Origin of the sequence: Serratia sp. CY74737 (assembly GCF_052166775.1) — a bacterium.
In the GTDB taxonomy this organism is placed as follows: Bacteria; Pseudomonadota; Gammaproteobacteria; order Enterobacterales; family Enterobacteriaceae; genus Serratia; species Serratia ureilytica.
This window is the reverse complement of the sequence record NZ_JBJNOF010000011.1, coordinates 88,387-103,709: the sequence shown is the minus strand read 5'-3', so window position 1 is coordinate 103,709 and position 15,323 is coordinate 88,387. Positions and strand designations below refer to the sequence as shown.

Genomic DNA, 15,323 nt, shown 5'->3' with positions numbered 1-15,323 from the left:
GCCCAAGACAAGGAAACGCCATGCTGAACCAACCCCAAAGCGGCAACGACATGCCGCGCTTTGCCGGTCTCCCCACCATGATGCGCCTGCCCGCCGCCGATCAGGCGCGTGGTCTGGACGCCGCCTTTGTCGGCATTCCTCTGGATATCGGCACCTCCAATCGCAGCGGCACCCGCTATGGCCCGCGCCAGATCCGCCAGGAGTCGGTGATGATCCGCCCCTACAACATGGGCACCGGCTCCGCCCCATTCGAACGGCTGCAGGTGGCCGATCTGGGGGACGTCGCCATTAACCCCTACAGCCTGGCGGACAGCGTACGGCGCATCGAGGCGGCTTACCGCGAGATCCTGGCGTACGGCTGTACGCCGTTGACGCTCGGTGGCGACCACACCCTGACGCTGCCGGTGCTGCGCGCCATCGCCCATCGACATGGCCCGGTCGGGCTGATCCACGTCGATGCGCATTCCGACACCAACGAGGAGATGTTTGGCGAACAGCTGGCGCACGGCACCACCTTCCGCCGCGCGTTTGAGGAGGGGCTGCTGGCGCCGGAAAAAGTGGTGCAGATTGGTCTGCGCGGCAGCGGCTATGCGGCGGATGACTTCGATTGGTCACGGCGCCAGGGCTTCCGCGTGGTACCGGCCGAAGCCTGCTGGCATCGGTCGCTGACGCCGCTGATGGCGGAGATCCGCGAGCAGATGGGCGATGCGCCGGTTTATCTCAGTTTCGATATCGACGGGCTGGATCCGGCCTTCGCGCCGGGCACCGGCACGCCGGAGGTCGGCGGACTGTCGGTTTGGCAAGGGCTGGAGATCGTGCGCGGCTGCCGTGGGCTGAACCTGATTGGCGGCGACGTGGTGGAGGTGTCGCCGCCTTACGATCGTTCCGGCAATACGGCGCTGCTGGCGGCCAATCTGCTGTTTGAAATGCTGTGCGTGCTGCCGGCCCGCTGAGGCCGTCGTACTGACCCTGCCGGCGGAGCGGTTGCGTCGGGCCCCCTGATAACAATAACAACGGAGTGGAGGTACCCATGAATCTCGATCTGCTGGTTGTGGTGATTTACTTTCTGGTGATAGGCGCGGTGGGGTGGATGGGCATTCGCCGCGCCAACTCCAAAGAGGCGTATCTGGTGGCCGGGCGCAACCTGGGGCCGGGGCTGTATCTGGGCACGCTGTCGGCGGTGGTGCTCGGCGGCGCGTCGACCATCGGCAGCGTCAAGCTCGGCTACACCTACGGCATCTCCGGCGTCTGGCTGTGCGGCGCGCTCGGGCTGGGCATTGTGGTGCTGAGTCTGGTGCTGGCCAAACCGCTGCTCAAACTGAAGCTGTATACCGTCAGCCAGGTGCTGTCGCGGCGGTATCACCCGGCGGCGCGGGTCACCAGCGGCGCGATCATGCTGGCGTATGACCTGATGGTGGCGGTGACCTCGATCATCGCCATCGGCAGCGTGATGCAGGTGATGTTCGGCCTGTCGTTCAGCGCGTCTATCCTGCTCGGCGGCGGGCTGGTGGTACTGTATTCGACGCTGGGGGGCATGTGGTCGCTGACGCTGACCGACATCATTCAGTTCATCATCATGACCGTCGGCATGATGCTGGTGCTGATGCCGATGAGCATCGTCAAGGCCGGCGGCTGGGAGGCGTTCACCAGCCTGCTGCCCGCCGATTACTACCAGCTGTCGTCGATCGGGCTGGATACCATTCTGGTGTTCTTCCTGATCTACTTCTTCGGCATTTTGATCGGTCAGGACATCTGGCAGCGGGTGTTCACCGCCCGCAGCGCCAATGTGGCGCGCTTCGCCGGACTGGGGGCGGGCGTCTATTGCGTGCTGTACGGCGTGACCGGTGCGCTGATCGGCATGGCCGGCAAGATCGTGCTGCCGTCGCTCAGTAATACCGACGGCGCCTTCGCCGCCATCGCGCAAGCGGTGTTGCCGGTCGGCGTCAGCGGGCTGGTGGCCGCGGCGGCCCTGGCAGCGCTGATGTCCACCGCCAGCGCCTGTCTGTTGGCGTCTTCGACCATCGCGCTGGAGGACGTGCTGCCGGCCATCCGGCGCAAACCTTCTGGCGGGTTGGCCGCCGGGCGCTTCACCACGCTTTTCATGGGCGCGGTCATGCTGGGGCTGGCGTTTGTGGTGCGCGACGTGCTGGCGGCGCTAACGCTGGCTTACAACCTGTTGGTGGGCGGCATGCTGATCCCGTTGGTGGGGGCTATCTTCTGGCCGCGCGCCACCAGCGCCGGCGCCATCGCCAGCATGCTGACCGGCAGCCTTTGCGTGGTGGGGCTGATGATCTGGCACGGCATCGACGCCAACAGCCCGATCTACGGCGGTCTGCTGGGCGGCGGCGTCGCCTTCGTGCTGGGCAGCTTGCTGAGCCGCCCGGCGCCGCAGTTGGAGACTCAAACTGAACGCTGAGGGGCGAGCCGGGCTTTTATCACGGCGCCTTTACTGATTTACTGAGGAGTAGGGGGGGATCGCCGCCCTGTCGGTTTAACGGTGAGGGTAAGGAGAAGGTGAGTCATGGGTACGATCAGCGTCGCATGCTGCCAGTTGGCGCTGCGGGTAGGGGAAGCGGAACATAATCGGGCGCTGTCCGCCCAGGCGATCCGCCGAGCGGCGCAGCGCGGCGCCAACGTCATCGTGTTGCCGGAGTTGGTGAACAGCGGCTATGTGCTGCGCGACAAGGCGGAGGCGCGGGCGTTGGCCGAGGCCGAAGATGGGCCCAGCCTTAGCCTGTGGTGTGCCCTGGCGAGTGAGCTGGATGTGGCGATCGTCGCCGGTTTTTGCGAGCGTCTGCCTGATGGCGAGGTGGCCAACAGCGCGGCATTGATCGATGCGCAGGGGGTGAGGGCGATTTATCGCAAAGCGCACCTGTGGCATGAAGAGAGTTCGATCTTTACCGCCGGCGATCGGCCGCCGCCGGTCGTCGAGACGCGTTTTGGCCGGTTGGCGGTGATGATCTGTTACGACCTCGAGTTTCCGGAGTGGGTGCGCTTGCCTGCGTTGGCCGGCGCTCAGCTGCTGTGCGCGCCGGTCAACTGGCCGCTGGCGCCGCGCCCGCAGGGCGAACGGCCGGCGGAGATGGTGAAGGCGCAGGCCAACGCCGCCGTCAATCGGCTATTCATCGCGGTGTGCGATCGTTGCGAAACGGAGCGCGGCGTTGCGTGGATCGGCGGTTCGGTGATCGTCGACGCCGACGGCTATCCGTTGACGCAGAGCCTGACAGGCGAAGGCATGGTGCTGGCATCGATGGATATCGGCGCGGCCGATGACAAGCACATCGGACGCCACAATCACGTGCATCGCGATCGGCGGCCGATGCTGTATTGAAGCGGCCGGGCGGCCGGTGATCCCAGCCGCCCCGCGATCGTTTTCGTCGGCGGGAAAAGCGCCGTTCTGGCGCTTACAGCCAGCCCGATTTCTTCAGTTTCTGATACAGGAAAATGCAGCCGACGGCGGTCACTCCCAGCGTGGCGTGATAGGCCCACGGGAACTTCAGTTCCGGCATGTCGGCGAAGTTCATCCCGTACAGGCTGAAGACCACCGTCGGGATGGCCAAGATTGCCCCCCAACCCGCCAGCCGTTTCACCACTTCGTTTTGTTTGACCGTCACCAGCGCCAGGTTGACGTGCATGGCGTTGGTCAGCATTTCGCGCATGTCGTCGATATTGCTGACCACCTGATGGGCGTGATCCTGCACGTCGCGCACGTAGGCGCGCAGCTCTTTCGGGATCACCTCTTCGTGCAGGCGGATCAGCTGGTTGCAAATTTCATCCATCGGCAGCGCGGCGTTGCGCAGCGCCAGCAGATGGCGGCGCAGGGTATAGACGTTCTCGATCGCCGCCTGATCGAACTCTGACTGAAACATGTTGGCTTCAATGTTCTCGATGGTGCTCTCGAAGCGCGCCACCACGCTGCGGTAGTTATCCACCACGAAGTCCAACACCGAATAGAGGGCGAAGCCCGGCCCGCGGCACATCTGCTTGTGGTTCTCTTCCGCCTTGGCGCGGATCGGCGCGTAACTGGGCGAAGCGCCGTGGCGCACCGTCACCAGAAAGTTTTTGCCGACGAAGAAGTGGGTTTCGCCATATTCGATTTCGTCGTGCTCGCCCCACTGCGCGGTTTTCACCACGATGAACAGCGAGTCGCCGTAGGTCTCCAGCTTCGGCCGCTGGTGCGCGCACAGCGCGTCTTCGATCGCCAAATCGTGCAGCCCGAACTCCTCCTGCACCTTGCGCATAAACGCCGGCTCCGGCTGCCTTAATCCCAGCCAGATGAAGGTGTCGGGCTGTTTGACCACCTCGCTGATATCGTCGATGGTCACTTCGCCCAGCCGTTGGCCGGCTTTGTAGGCTACACAGTTCACCACCATGCTTTTGCTGTCCATCCGTCCATCCATTAATCAGTCAGAGTTTTGGTGAGTAAATAACACTCATGTTCCACCGGATACTCTTTCAGCGTCATTTGCAGCTGATAGCCGAGCTTTTCGTAGAACGGCCGCGCCTGGAAGCTGAAGGTGTCGAGGCGGGCGTAGCGGCAGCCGCGCGCCTGCGCCTCTTGTTCGGCGGCGCGCATCAGTCGGCCGCCGAGGCCGCTGCCGCGCTGGGTATCCGCCACCCACAGCCACTCGACGCTCAGCCAGTTGCCCCAGGTTTCGGCGGTCAGGCCGCCGATCACCGCGCCGGCTTCGTCGCGCGCATAGACGCTGAGCGGCTTGCGGTGGCTGGCGTCGATATGCGGCAGGTTGTAAGCGCGCAGGCCTTGCCTGATCGCATCGAGGGTTTGTTCGTCGATCGCGTCGGTAACGGTAATGTCCATTTTTCCTCCTGGGTAATGGATTAACTTAAGCACATGGCGGCAAAAAGGCAACCCGTTGAAATGTAATGCAAACGACCGCTTCTGCTGAGTGGGCTACACTAAACGGGTCATTTTATCTTCAGGAGGACGCCATGCCCCGATTGACTCTGCTGGCCGGTTTGCTGCTATGCAGCGGCCTGGCGCACGCCGCGCCGACGGTCAGCCAATTGCAGGACGGCCTGGAACACCCTTGGTCGCTGGCCTTCTTGCCGGCGGAACAAGGCCTGCTTATCACCGAACGGCCCGGCCGGCTGCGGCTGTGGCAGCAGGATAAAGGGCTGTCGCCGCCGATCGCCGGAGTGCCGCAGGTCTACGCCGAAGGGCAGGGCGGCCTGCTGGAGGTGCTGCCGGCGCCCGATTTCGCCGCCAGCCGCCGGGTGTATCTCAGCTTCGCCGAACCGGGCGAGGGCGGCAAAGCCGGCACGGCGGTCGGCTATGGCCGCCTGAGCGACGATGACGCGCGGTTGGAAAACTTTAAGGTGATCTTCCGTCAGCAGCCCAAGCTGTCGGTCGGCAATCACTTCGGCGGCAAATTGGCGTTTGATCGGCAAGGCTACCTGTTTATCACGCTGGGCGAAAACAATCAGCGGCCGACGGCGCAAGAGACCGACAAACTGCAGGGCAAGCTGGTGCGGCTGACCGCTGAGGGCGCCGTGCCGCCGGACAACCCCTGGGTCGGCCAGGCAGGTAAACGCCCGGAGGTTTGGTCTTACGGCCATCGCAATCCGCAAGGGCTGGCGTTGAACCCGTGGAGCGGCGCAATCTGGGAGCATGAGCACGGTCCGCGCGGCGGCGATGAGCTCAACATCCCGCTGCCGGGTAAAAACTACGGCTGGCCGCTGGCCACCTACGGCATCAACTATTCCGGCCAGCCGATCCCCGAGGCGAAGGGGGAGCGGGTGCCCGGCACCGAACAACCGCTCCACTATTGGCGGGTTTCGCCCGGCCTCAGCGGCATGGCGTTCTATGATGGGCAGCGCTTCCCCGCCTGGCGGCACTCGCTGTTCATCGGCGCGCTGGCGCAAAAGGCACTGATTCGCCTGACGCTGAAGGGGGACAAGGTGGTGGCGGAAGAGCGGCTGCTGGGCGATCGCGGCGAACGCATCCGCGAGGTGCGCAGCGGGCCGGATGGCTACCTGTATCTGCTGACGGACGAACGGGACGGCAAGCTGCTGAAGGTCGGGGCGTCGTAACGCCCCGCACGCATCAGGTGAGTGCGCTCATCACGCCGCGCTGGTAGGCCGGGCGTGCGCGCAGTTGCTGATACCAGCGCTCCATGTTCGGCCGCGGGCGGCGGGCGATCGGCATTTCGAACCAGGCGTAGGCGAAGCTGCCGAGCGGGATATCGCCGAAACCGAACGCGCCGCCGGAGAGGTAAGGCTGGTGCGCCAGCGTCTGTTCGATGACGTCGAAGTGTTTTTCCAGCGTGGCGATCGCCGTTTCGATTTTCGCCATGTCGCGCAGCTCCGGCGCGGTGCGGATCAGACCCCAAAAGACGATGGTGAAGGCCGGGACAATTGTCGAGGTGGTCCAGTCCATCCATTTCTCGGCGGCGGCGCGCGCCTGTAGATCTTGCGGATAGAACGTCGCGTCGCCGAATTTCGCCGCCAGGTAGCGCACGATGGTGTTGGACTCCCACAGCACGAAGTCATCGTCCTGCAGCAGCGGCACCAGGCCGTTCGGGTTCAACGCGCGGTAACTCTCTTCGTTGACTTTGCCGAACGCCCCGCCGGCGTTGATGTGGGTGTAGTTGAGCCTCAATTCGGCGGCGCACCACAGCACCTTCCTGACGTTGTTCGAATTCTCACGACCCCAAATGGTCAGCATGGGATAACTCCGTTAGCGGATAATAAGGACCCTCTATACCTACGCCACAACGCGCTTTTTGTCACACCGCAGGGCACTTTTTGTCTGCCGCTCAGCGTTCCCAGCGGCACACTTCCCAGCCGCGTTCCGCCGCCAGCGCGCTCAGTTCGCTGTCGGGATTGATCACCGTGGCGCTGTCGACGAATTGCAGCATCGCCTTGTCATTGAGAGAGTCGCTGTAGCCGTGGCTGTGCTCGAACTTCAGGTGCGGGTGCTGCGCCAGCCAGTGCTGCAGGCGGATCACCTTGCCCTGTTGATAGGTCATGGTGCCGTAGGTGTTGCCGGTGAAGCGGCCATCGCTGATTTCCACGCCGATCGCCAGCGCATCGTCGGCGCCGAGCTGTTCGGCGATCGGCGCCACCAGATGCTCGCCGGTGGCGGAGATCACCAGGATGCAGTCGCCGCGTTCGCGGTGCCACTGCAGGCGCTCGCGGGCGGCGGGATAGACGCGCGGCAGGATGTCGCGGCGGATGTAACGCTGCACCCAGCCGGCCACGGTTTGCACGCTCAGGCCGGCCAGCGGCGCCAGCGTGGCCTGCATGTAGTCCTCCATCGACAGCTTGCCCTGATAATAGAGCTGCATCAGCTGCTGCTCCTGCAGTTCCAGCTCCGCCGGCGCGAACCCCTGGCCGACCAGCCAGCGGATCCACAGGCTGGCACTGTCATCGTCAATCAGGGTTTCATCCAGGTCGAATAAGGCTAAATCCATCAGTATTTCTCCGGCAGGCAGGGTATGAGGTCGTTTACAGGATAGCGGATAGCGCACATCGCCAGCCAGTGGCGTCGGCGAAATTGCGCAGAGCATAAGAAACATTGATGACGGTTTTGCGACAGTTTGTTGAACGTTTGCATAACTTAGAACGCAACAATATTGGCCGCTCCGGCGAGCGCGGTGATAACTATGAAGCAAATGCAGCTACCCGCTGGGGAGTGACAATGTTGATTATTCGCCTGTATGGCAGCCCGATCGCGATCGGGGAAGAAGAGGAACCGCATGATGACGCATCTGACGACTCAGAAGACGCTGCCGCTGCTGGATCTTTCGCAGCTTGACGGTGATGCGCGCCAACGGCGCGCCTTTCTCGACGATCTGCGCGCGGCGGCCCGCGACGTCGGTTTTTTCTATCTGCGTGGGCACGGCGTAGACGGCGCGCTGAATGCGCGGCTGCAGCACGCCGCGCGGCAATTTTTCGCGCTGCCGGAAGCCGACAAATTGGCGGTGCAGATGGTGCATTCGCCGCACTTTCGCGGTTACAACCGGGCGGCGGCGGAACTCACGCGCGGGCAGCCTGACTGGCGCGAGCAGTTCGATATCGGCGCCGAACGCCCGGCGCTGACGCTGTCTGATGACACGCCGCGCTGGGCGCGCCTGCAGGGGCCAAACCAGTGGCCGGCGGCGCTGCCGACGCTGAAACCGCTGCTGCTGCAGTGGCAACAGGCCATGACCGCCATGTCGCTGCGGCTGTTGCGCGCTTTCGCTTTGGCGCTGTCGCTGCCGGAGCAGGCGTTCGATCGTTTGTACGGCGAGAAGCCCAACGAGCACATCAAACTTATCCGCTATCCGGGGCGGGACGCCACCGGCAGCGCACAGGGCGTCGGTGCGCACAAGGACTCCGGGTTTCTCAGCTTTTTGCTGCAGGACGCGCAAAAAGGGCTGCAGGTAGAGGTGAGCGAAGGGCAATGGATAGACGCGCAGCCGCGTGAAGACACCTTCGTGGTGAACATCGGCGAGCTGCTGGAACTCGCGACCAACGGCTACCTGCGCGCCACGGTGCACCGGGTGGAAACGCCGCCGGCGGGGCGCGACAGGTTGTCGATCGCTTTCTTCCTCGGCGCGCGGCTGGACGCGGTAGTGCCGCTGTATCAACTGCCGCCACAGCTGGCGGCGCAGGCGCGCGGCCCGGCAAGCGATCCGCTCAACCCGCTGTTTCGCGACGTGGGCGACAATTACCTGAAAGGGCGCATCCGCTCTCACCCCGATGTGGCGCACCGTTTTTATCAGGACGTCATCGGCGTCTGAACGCCGGGCGTAAAAAAGCCCGGCGCGTCGGCCGGGCTGATGGTGCGCTGATGCGGTGATTATTCGGCCAGCGCCTGCTGCAGATCGGCGATCAGATCTTCCGCATCCTCAATCCCTACCGACAGGCGCACCAACTGCGGCGTGATGCCGGTTTCCAGGCGCTGTTCCAGCGGAATGGAGGCGTGCGTCATGCTGAACGGCTGACTGATCAGGCTTTCCACGCCTCCCAGGCTTTCCGCCAGGGTGAACAGGCGCGAACGCTGGATGACCCGGCGCGCATAGGCGTCGTCGCCTTTCAGCCGTACCGAGATCATGCCGCCGAAGCGCGTCATCTGGCGTGCCGCCAGCTCATGCTGCGGATGGCTCGGCAGGCCGGGGTAATAGACGTTTTCCACCTGCGGCTGGCTCTCCAGCCACTGGGCGATGCGCAGCGCGCTGTCGCTGTGGCGCTGCATGCGCAGTGCCAGAGTGCGAATGCCGCGCAGCGTCAGGAAGCTGCTGAACGGATCGAGAATGCCGCCGACCGCGTTTTGCAGGAAACCGAGCTGTTCCGCCAGCGCCGGGTTATTTCCCACCGCCGCGACGCCCGCCACCACATCGGAGTGGCCGTTAAGGTATTTGGTGGCGGAGTGCACCACCACGTCAAAGCCCAGATCCAGCGGACGTTGCAGATACGGCGAGGCGAAGGTGTTGTCCGCCACGCTGATGAGCTGATGCTTTTTGGCGATCGCGGCGATGGCGCTCAGATCCGCCAGCTTGAGCAGCGGGTTGGTCGGCGTTTCGACCCAGATCATTTTGGTATCCGGCTCGATCGCCTGTTCCAGCCCGGTGAGATCCGCCGGCGACACGTAAGTCACGCGCAGGCCGGCGGTGCGGCTGCGCACTTTTTCCAGCAGGCGATAGGTGCCGCCGTACAGGTCGTCTACCGCGATCAGGTGGCTGTCTTTATCGAGCAGCTCCAGCACCGTGGAGCAGGCCGCCAGACCGGAGGCGAAAGCGTAGCCGCGGCTGCCGCCCTCCAGTTCGGCGATGGCGCTTTCCAGCGCGGTGCGCGTCGGGTTGGCGCTGCGGGAGTATTCGTAGCCGGTATGTTCGCCCGGCGCCGGTTGGGCGTAGGTGGAGGTGGCGTAAATCGCCGGCATCACTGCGCCGGTCGCGTCCGGGGTGTAACCGGCGTGAACGGTCAACGTATCAAACTTGGCCATAATGGATCCTTATTAGCGTAATTTTTGGCGCCAGGCGTTAAGCACGTCTGTGCGGGTAATCAGGCCGAGGAAGCGCTCGCCGTCGAGCACCACCGCGACGTGGCCATGGTTGAAGGTGGCCTGTAATTCCTCGTAGCCGGCTTCCTTTTGCAGCGTCTGGACCTGCTTGGTCATCGCGCTGCCGGCCGGCAGGCTGAAGTGGGCGGCGTCGGCCTGGACGGCGTTCAGCAGATCCCACTCATCGATCAATCCGACCACCCGATCGCCTTCCAGCACCGGTAGCTGCGAGATGTCGTACAGCCGCATGCGGGCGTGCACGATCGCCAGCGTGTCGTCCGGCGCGGCGGAAACGGCGGCGCCTTCGTCGTGGCGATAGGCGATCAGATCGCGCAGATCGCCGTGCTGCGGTTTGCTCAGCAGGCCCTGCTCCAGCATCCAGTGGTCGTTATACATTTTAGACAGGTATTTGTTGCCGCTGTCGCAAACGAAGGTCACGACCCGCTTGGGTTCGGTTTGCGCGCGGCAGTAACGCAGAGCGGCGGCCAGCAGGGTGCCGGTGGAGGAGCCCGCCAGCACGCCTTCCTTGCGCAGCAGATCGCGCGCGGTGGTGAAGGCTTCTTCATCGCCGATGCGGTAAGCGTGGCGCACCTGGTCAAAGTCGCTGAGCGGCGGGACGAAGTCTTCGCCGATGCCTTCCACCAGCCAACTGCCCGCTTCGTCGATTTGGCCGTGGTCGAGATAGTCCGCCAGGATAGAGCCGGCAGGGTCGGCCAGCACGAATTCCGTCTGCGGCGAAACCTCGGCGAAATAGCGGCTCAACCCGCCCAGCGTGCCGCCGGAACCGACACCGACCACGATGGCGTCCACGTCATGATCCATCTGCCGCCACAGTTCAGGCGCGGTGGTGGTGGTATGGGCCGCCGGGTTGGCCGGGTTGTTGAACTGATCGATATAAAAGGCACCGGGGATCTCCCCGGCCAGGCGTTTAGCGTAATCCTGATAATAAGCCGGGTGCCCCTTGCCGACGTCCGAGCGGGTCAGCAACACCTCTACCCCCAGCGCGCGCAGGTGGAAGATCTTTTCGCGGCTCATCTTGTCCGGCACCACCAGCAGCAGCTTATAGCCTTTCAGCGCCGCCACCAGCGCCAACCCCAGGCCGGTATTGCCGGCGGTGGCTTCGATGATGGTGCCGCCCGGCTGCAGTTTGCCGTCGCGCTCGGCTTGCTCGATCATCGACAGCGCCACGCGGTCTTTGATCGAACCGCCGGGGTTTTGGTTCTCCAGCTTGACGAACAGCCGGCACGGGCCGGTATCAAACTGGGTCAGTTCCAACATCGGGGTATTGCCAATCATCTCGATGACGGAATGGGGGATTGCCATGACTCATCTCCAGGATTATTCGGTATAAAAGTCGTTATATGGATGATAGCGCTGAGGATAAGCGCTTTAAAAAGAACAAATAACGGTTCTATATGCCATTATGGAATATATTAATCTTTTTTGGACGTATAGATGCGCAGATGTTTAGCGGTGCAGATGCTTGGCCGTGTAGCCGTGGGTGGGTGCAAAAATGCGCGCATCGATGCTTTTTTGAACGATAAGTGCGTGCCTGCGTACAGTTATGTAAAAATGCTGAAAATTCACGCTAAACCCTGCAAAAATAAGATAAATCACATAAACTCACAGCAAGGGCATTTTCGGTGTGTTGTGTTACCCGCTACGGGCGCCGCAGGGGGTTGCGGCCGGCACGCGCGCACCGGGCCACTCTCGCTGGTTGGCTTAAAACGTGAACATGTTTGAAAGTTAACGCTATTTCAATGGTTTTGAATGGACACTCTGGCGACGTCATGATGAAAAAAAACTTATCCACTTCCCTGAAAAAACTGACCTTCAGCGTAGGCATCCTGTTGCTGGCCGCCCCGGCCGTACACGCGGCCGAGCCGCCGGCGCCGCCGCAGGTAGACGCCAAGGCCTTCATTCTGATGGATTACAACAGCGGCAAAGTGCTGACCGAAGGCAATGCCGACACCCGTCTCGATCCCGCCAGCCTGACCAAGATCATGTCCAGCTACGTGATCGGCCAGGCGATCAAGGCCGGCAAGATCAAGCCGGAAGACATGGTCACCGTCGGCAAAGACGCCTGGGCGCCCGGTAACCCGGCGCTGCGCGGCTCTTCGCTGATGTTCATCAAGCCGGGCGATCAGGTGCCGGTGCTGGAACTGAATAAGGGCATCGTGATCCAGTCCGGCAACGACGCCAGCATCGCGCTGGCGGACTACGTGGCGGGCAGCCAGGATTCGTTCGTCGGCCTGATGAACAACTACGCCAAATCCCTGGGCCTGCAGAATACCCACTTCCTGACGGTGCACGGCCTGGATGCGGAAGGGCAGTACAGCACCGCGCGCGACATGGCGCTGTTGAGTCAGGCGCTGATCCGCGACGTGCCGGACGAATACGCGCTGCATAAAGAGAAAGAGTTCACCTTCAACAAGATCCGCCAGATTAACCGCAACCGTCTGCTGTGGAGCAGCAACCTGAACGTCGACGGCATCAAGACCGGCTACACCAGCGGCGCCGGTCACAACTTGGTGGCGTCCGCCACCGACGGCCCGATGCGCCTGATCTCGGTGGTGCTGGGCGCGCCGAGCGATCGCGTGCGCTTTAGCGAAAGCGAAAAGCTGTTGACCTGGGGCTTCCGCTTCTATGAAACCGCGACGCCGATCAAGGCCGATAAACCGTTCGTCACCCAGAAAGTGTGGTTCGGCGACGTCAGCGAAGTGCCGCTCGGCGTGGCGAAAGACGCCTCGGTCACCATTCCGAAAGGGCAGATGAAAAACCTGAAGGCCAGCTACAAGCTGACCCAACCGACGCTGGAAGCGCCGCTGGCGAAAAACCAGGTGGTCGGCTCCATCGATTTCCAACTGGACGGCAAAACCATCGAGCAGCACCCGCTGGTGGTGATGCAAGAGGTGAAAGAGGGCAACTTCTTCAGCCGCATCTGGGATATGGTGATGATGAAGCTGAGCCAGTGGTTCGGCGGGATCTTCGGCTGAATAGCCTGATGTAAGGAGCGCTCCGGGCGCACCATCCTCGACCAAGCCGCAACGGAGACGTTGCGGCTTTTTTTATTTTCAGTATCCGGCCGAAGCGGCGCTATTAAAAATAGTCCACCAACATGGTGGCGCCGCTGGAGAAGTCGCCTTCCGCCAGGGTGACGGCGCTGTTTTTCACCGGCACTGCATCAAGCGTCGGCGGATTGGCGTAGTCGATGTTCAGCGGCGTATTGATGGCGAAGGCCTTACCGTTGGCCAACAGCTTGATGCCCAATCCAGTGACGCTGCTGGTCAACACGCTGTTGTCAAAGGCCGCCGCGCTGCCCATGATCTTCATTTTCAACTGGCGGCTGTTATCCAGAAACTCGCATTTGATGCTGTAATCGATGCGTTGCATATAGCGGCTGCCGTCGATGCGTTTGATGCCGACCTTGCCGAAGTCGATATCGATGGTGCGCCCGTCGTTGATCACGCAAGGCGGAGGCGCCACCACGGTGGCGGTGATGTTGACTTTGGTGCCCTGATCGGCGGCCTGAGCGGCCGAGCTAATCAATTCCAGCGCCAACAGCAGGGCGCTGCCCGTTTTTATCGTCATGTTCATTCTGGCTCCCGTCTCAAGGTGCGCTGAAGATCAGCGTGGCCGAGCCCGACAGCGGACCGGTGGCGATGCTGGTGTAAGGGACATTGTTCTTCACCGGCACAAAGGTGACGGTGTCGTTGCCCAGACCGTTGACGATGCGCGTTCTGAAGGCATTGTTGGGTTTTACCACCGCGCCGTTGTGCACCATGGCCACGCCGACGTTGGGGTTGGTGGTCTTGATAAAATCGCTGGAGAAGCCGCTGGCGTCGCTGACCATCCGGATCAGAATATCCTGCGTCGCACTCTGATCGTCGCACTGGTAGCTGAGCGCTTTGTCCTGTTTGATCTGGGCGTCGTTGGCGCTCTGGGTCAGGAAGTCCTGGCGGATCTGACCAAAATCGACATTAATTTGCTGGCCGTTGTTGATGGTGCAACTGGTGGTGACGAAGTAGGCGTCGTTGTCGGCGATCAGGCGCCACCGGTAAGGCCCGCAATTTGGGCAACCCGACTGGTCATTTTTTTGTTCAAAATTGATTTGGCCGATGACGTCGCCCTTGTTCACCTTGATATCCTGCGTCGGCGAACGGTTGAGCACGATGTAAACCCTGATGGAAATGCTGGCACTGTTTAGGCCGGTAATCGTCATCACCTGGATACCTGATTGGATCGGGGATAAGTAGTCGGTGCCGTTGATTGTCATACCGTTGGCAAGCGTACCGAAAATGGCGGTGTTCATCGCCAACGCCGGGCTGCCGGTGAGTAAAATATCTTTCCAGTTGGCGACGTCGTTTTTACAGGTCACCTGGCTGACGTTGACGATTTCATTTTTCCCGATGGACAATTCAGGGCCTATCTTTACCCTGACGTCGACCGGCGTCATTGAACCACCCTGACCAATGTTCCCGCCGTCGGAGGTTTTACAGGTAAATGCATTGGCGTTACCAATGAGGACGAAAAAAGATAATGCCAGGCAGTGTTGTAGAAATAGGATGGCTGTTTTTCTCACAATAATATCCCGATATATAGTGTCATTTGGCTAGGTGCCGCCATGAAATAGAGCTAATTAGGCCGATTGGCCATATTTATTCCGTTAAAGGGGAGTGAGGGCATCTCTGTTGGGGATGCCGTCGTTATCACCGTTCAGCAACGCGGTGGGATACCACCTCAATGAGTTGTTGATGGAGCCGTCCGTCACAATCACTTTTTGCCGGGCGACAAGATCCAATAACAGCCGTCGAGCCCGGTAAACACCGACGTTGACGGCATTGGCCAGTTGCCGTGTCGAGAGCCACTGCTGCTGTGGCGGCGGCCCGGCGACGGGACATTGACGGGGCGATTGCGCGAATAATGTTTGCAGCAGATCGTGCTGCAATTGCCGTATTTCCTTTTGTTTCGGAGATAACGCTTCCATAGCACTTCCTCTGTATTCCGATTGCCGTATTCCTAAGAAAAAACAAACATTCGCCGTCTACCAACAACGAGGTAAAACGCGAACAAAGAAAATTCCTATCTATTTATCAGGATTGAAAAAAAAGGCGTTGCCCGCCCCGTTTTTACCTATGTTCAGGCAGGGGTGGCGTCACGCAGAAACCTAAAATTTTGGTTTATTATATTCACAAAGCGCCACTTTGCGATCTGATTACTTGTGAATCTCGCAAAAACAGGATATTGCTCTATAAAAGTATTTTTTACGATCTATGAGCCTAAAAATAACAGTAAATTAACTTTAATTAGGAAATAA

Annotated in this window: 16 protein-coding genes; 7 read left to right on the top strand and 9 right to left on the bottom strand. The window is 61.4% G+C overall.

Translation table 11 applies throughout. From position 1 onward, the window contains the following. Positions 1–20: 20 nt before the first annotated feature. The 3 genes from speB to ACJ8PE_RS16275 all read left to right on the top strand — a co-directional run bounded on the left by speB (position 21) and on the right by ACJ8PE_RS16275 (position 3,331). A complete protein-coding gene (speB, locus tag ACJ8PE_RS16285) occupies positions 21–953 on the top strand; it encodes an agmatinase (RefSeq protein ID WP_197760179.1) in 933 nt (310 codons plus the stop codon). A gap of 77 nt (positions 954–1,030) precedes the next feature. Beyond that, on the top strand, positions 1,031–2,416 hold the full coding sequence (locus tag ACJ8PE_RS16280) for a sodium:solute symporter (RefSeq protein ID WP_404768973.1): 1,386 nt from the start codon (positions 1,031–1,033) through the stop codon (positions 2,414–2,416). Between the two features lie 105 nt (positions 2,417–2,521). Then, positions 2,522–3,331: a nitrilase-related carbon-nitrogen hydrolase gene (locus ACJ8PE_RS16275; RefSeq protein WP_197760181.1), complete on the top strand. Its 810-nt coding sequence runs from the start codon at positions 2,522–2,524 to the stop codon at positions 3,329–3,331. A gap of 73 nt (positions 3,332–3,404) precedes the next feature. Here the strand turns inward: ACJ8PE_RS16275 and ACJ8PE_RS16270 are convergent, their stop codons facing one another. Both ACJ8PE_RS16270 and ACJ8PE_RS16265 read right to left on the bottom strand, forming a co-directional pair. Next, positions 3,405–4,388: a magnesium and cobalt transport protein CorA gene (locus ACJ8PE_RS16270; RefSeq protein WP_033642493.1), complete on the bottom strand. Its 984-nt coding sequence runs from the start codon at positions 4,386–4,388 to the stop codon at positions 3,405–3,407. A gap of 11 nt (positions 4,389–4,399) precedes the next feature. Next, positions 4,400–4,819 carry a GNAT family N-acetyltransferase gene (locus ACJ8PE_RS16265; protein ID WP_197760182.1) on the bottom strand — a complete coding sequence of 140 codons (420 nt, stop codon included), beginning with the start codon at positions 4,817–4,819 and terminating at the stop codon, positions 4,400–4,402. Positions 4,820–4,950: 131 nt separating this feature from the next. Between ACJ8PE_RS16265 and ACJ8PE_RS16260 the strand changes: the two genes are divergently transcribed. Then, positions 4,951–6,051 (top strand): PQQ-dependent sugar dehydrogenase, encoded by a 1,101-nt coding sequence (locus tag ACJ8PE_RS16260; protein ID WP_197760183.1) that lies wholly within the window; start codon positions 4,951–4,953, stop codon positions 6,049–6,051. A 13-nt stretch (positions 6,052–6,064) separates the two neighbouring features. Here ACJ8PE_RS16260 and ACJ8PE_RS16255 read toward each other — a convergent pair whose 3' ends face one another. Together ACJ8PE_RS16255 and ACJ8PE_RS16250 are read right to left on the bottom strand one after the other, a co-directional pair. After that, a complete protein-coding gene (locus ACJ8PE_RS16255) occupies positions 6,065–6,685 on the bottom strand; it encodes a glutathione S-transferase family protein (protein WP_197793752.1) in 621 nt (206 codons plus the stop codon). A gap of 91 nt (positions 6,686–6,776) precedes the next feature. Further along, complete coding sequence (locus ACJ8PE_RS16250; protein ID WP_033642497.1) at positions 6,777–7,433, bottom strand: HAD family hydrolase; 657 nt, start codon at positions 7,431–7,433, stop codon at positions 6,777–6,779. 107 nt (positions 7,434–7,540) lie between these two features. Here ACJ8PE_RS16250 and ACJ8PE_RS16245 point away from each other — a divergent pair, with 107 nt between their 5' ends. Then, on the top strand, positions 7,541–7,777 hold the full coding sequence (locus tag ACJ8PE_RS16245; protein ID WP_197760184.1) for a hypothetical protein: 237 nt from the start codon (positions 7,541–7,543) through the stop codon (positions 7,775–7,777). Next, positions 7,722–8,744 carry an isopenicillin N synthase family dioxygenase gene (locus ACJ8PE_RS16240; RefSeq protein WP_033644235.1) on the top strand — a complete coding sequence of 341 codons (1,023 nt, stop codon included), beginning with the start codon at positions 7,722–7,724 and terminating at the stop codon, positions 8,742–8,744. The genes ACJ8PE_RS16245 and ACJ8PE_RS16240 overlap by 56 nt, the downstream gene beginning before the upstream one ends. Before the next feature lie 59 nt (positions 8,745–8,803). On the opposite strand, the gene ACJ8PE_RS16235 is transcribed toward ACJ8PE_RS16240, so the two are convergent. Together ACJ8PE_RS16235 and ACJ8PE_RS16230 are read right to left on the bottom strand one after the other, a co-directional pair. Beyond that, the gene (locus ACJ8PE_RS16235; RefSeq protein ID WP_197793753.1) at positions 8,804–9,949 is read right to left on the bottom strand and encodes a trans-sulfuration enzyme family protein; all 1,146 of its coding nucleotides are present in this window, start codon (positions 9,947–9,949) and stop codon (positions 8,804–8,806) included. A gap of 12 nt (positions 9,950–9,961) precedes the next feature. Next, on the bottom strand, positions 9,962–11,329 hold the full coding sequence (locus tag ACJ8PE_RS16230; RefSeq protein WP_197793754.1) for a pyridoxal-phosphate dependent enzyme: 1,368 nt from the start codon (positions 11,327–11,329) through the stop codon (positions 9,962–9,964). Positions 11,330–11,796: 467 nt separating this feature from the next. Here ACJ8PE_RS16230 and ACJ8PE_RS16225 point away from each other — a divergent pair, with 467 nt between their 5' ends. Continuing rightward, entirely contained in the window at positions 11,797–13,002 is a 1,206-nt protein-coding gene (locus ACJ8PE_RS16225) for a serine hydrolase (RefSeq protein WP_197793755.1), read from the top strand. A gap of 103 nt (positions 13,003–13,105) precedes the next feature. Here ACJ8PE_RS16225 and ACJ8PE_RS16220 read toward each other — a convergent pair whose 3' ends face one another. The 3 genes from ACJ8PE_RS16220 to ACJ8PE_RS16210 all read right to left on the bottom strand — a co-directional run bounded on the left by ACJ8PE_RS16220 (position 13,106) and on the right by ACJ8PE_RS16210 (position 14,993). Continuing rightward, on the bottom strand, positions 13,106–13,597 hold the full coding sequence (locus ACJ8PE_RS16220) for a fimbrial protein (protein WP_232099467.1): 492 nt from the start codon (positions 13,595–13,597) through the stop codon (positions 13,106–13,108). Positions 13,598–13,616: 19 nt separating this feature from the next. Continuing rightward, positions 13,617–14,462, bottom strand: a complete 846-nt coding sequence (locus tag ACJ8PE_RS16215) for a fimbrial protein (RefSeq protein WP_232094934.1) — start codon at positions 14,460–14,462, stop codon at positions 13,617–13,619. Positions 14,463–14,672: 210 nt separating this feature from the next. Continuing rightward, positions 14,673–14,993 (bottom strand): hypothetical protein, encoded by a 321-nt coding sequence (locus ACJ8PE_RS16210; RefSeq protein ID WP_197760187.1) that lies wholly within the window; start codon positions 14,991–14,993, stop codon positions 14,673–14,675. Between the last annotated feature and the right edge of the window lie 330 nt (positions 14,994–15,323).

Excerpts from the sequence above, each read along its gene's own strand:
- speB (WP_197760179.1), top strand. The coding sequence starts at position 21 with ATGCTGAACCAACCCCAAAGCGGCAACGACATGCCGCGCTTTGCCGGT.
- ACJ8PE_RS16280 (WP_404768973.1), top strand. The coding sequence starts at position 1,031 with ATGAATCTCGATCTGCTGGTTGTGGTGATTTACTTTCTGGTGATAGGC.
- ACJ8PE_RS16275 (WP_197760181.1), top strand. The coding sequence starts at position 2,522 with ATGGGTACGATCAGCGTCGCATGCTGCCAGTTGGCGCTGCGGGTAGGG.
- ACJ8PE_RS16270 (WP_033642493.1), bottom strand. The coding sequence starts at position 4,388 with ATGGACAGCAAAAGCATGGTGGTGAACTGTGTAGCCTACAAAGCCGGC.
- ACJ8PE_RS16265 (WP_197760182.1), bottom strand. The coding sequence starts at position 4,819 with ATGGACATTACCGTTACCGACGCGATCGACGAACAAACCCTCGATGCG.
- ACJ8PE_RS16260 (WP_197760183.1), top strand. The coding sequence starts at position 4,951 with ATGCCCCGATTGACTCTGCTGGCCGGTTTGCTGCTATGCAGCGGCCTG.
- ACJ8PE_RS16255 (WP_197793752.1), bottom strand. The coding sequence starts at position 6,685 with ATGCTGACCATTTGGGGTCGTGAGAATTCGAACAACGTCAGGAAGGTG.
- ACJ8PE_RS16250 (WP_033642497.1), bottom strand. The coding sequence starts at position 7,433 with ATGGATTTAGCCTTATTCGACCTGGATGAAACCCTGATTGACGATGAC.
- ACJ8PE_RS16245 (WP_197760184.1), top strand. The coding sequence starts at position 7,541 with ATGACGGTTTTGCGACAGTTTGTTGAACGTTTGCATAACTTAGAACGC.
- ACJ8PE_RS16240 (WP_033644235.1), top strand. The coding sequence starts at position 7,722 with ATGACGCATCTGACGACTCAGAAGACGCTGCCGCTGCTGGATCTTTCG.
- ACJ8PE_RS16235 (WP_197793753.1), bottom strand. The coding sequence starts at position 9,949 with ATGGCCAAGTTTGATACGTTGACCGTTCACGCCGGTTACACCCCGGAC.
- ACJ8PE_RS16230 (WP_197793754.1), bottom strand. The coding sequence starts at position 11,329 with ATGGCAATCCCCCATTCCGTCATCGAGATGATTGGCAATACCCCGATG.
- ACJ8PE_RS16225 (WP_197793755.1), top strand. The coding sequence starts at position 11,797 with ATGATGAAAAAAAACTTATCCACTTCCCTGAAAAAACTGACCTTCAGC.
- ACJ8PE_RS16220 (WP_232099467.1), bottom strand. The coding sequence starts at position 13,597 with ATGACGATAAAAACGGGCAGCGCCCTGCTGTTGGCGCTGGAATTGATT.
- ACJ8PE_RS16215 (WP_232094934.1), bottom strand. The coding sequence starts at position 14,462 with ATGACGCCGGTCGACGTCAGGGTAAAGATAGGCCCTGAATTGTCCATC.
- ACJ8PE_RS16210 (WP_197760187.1), bottom strand. The coding sequence starts at position 14,993 with ATGGAAGCGTTATCTCCGAAACAAAAGGAAATACGGCAATTGCAGCAC.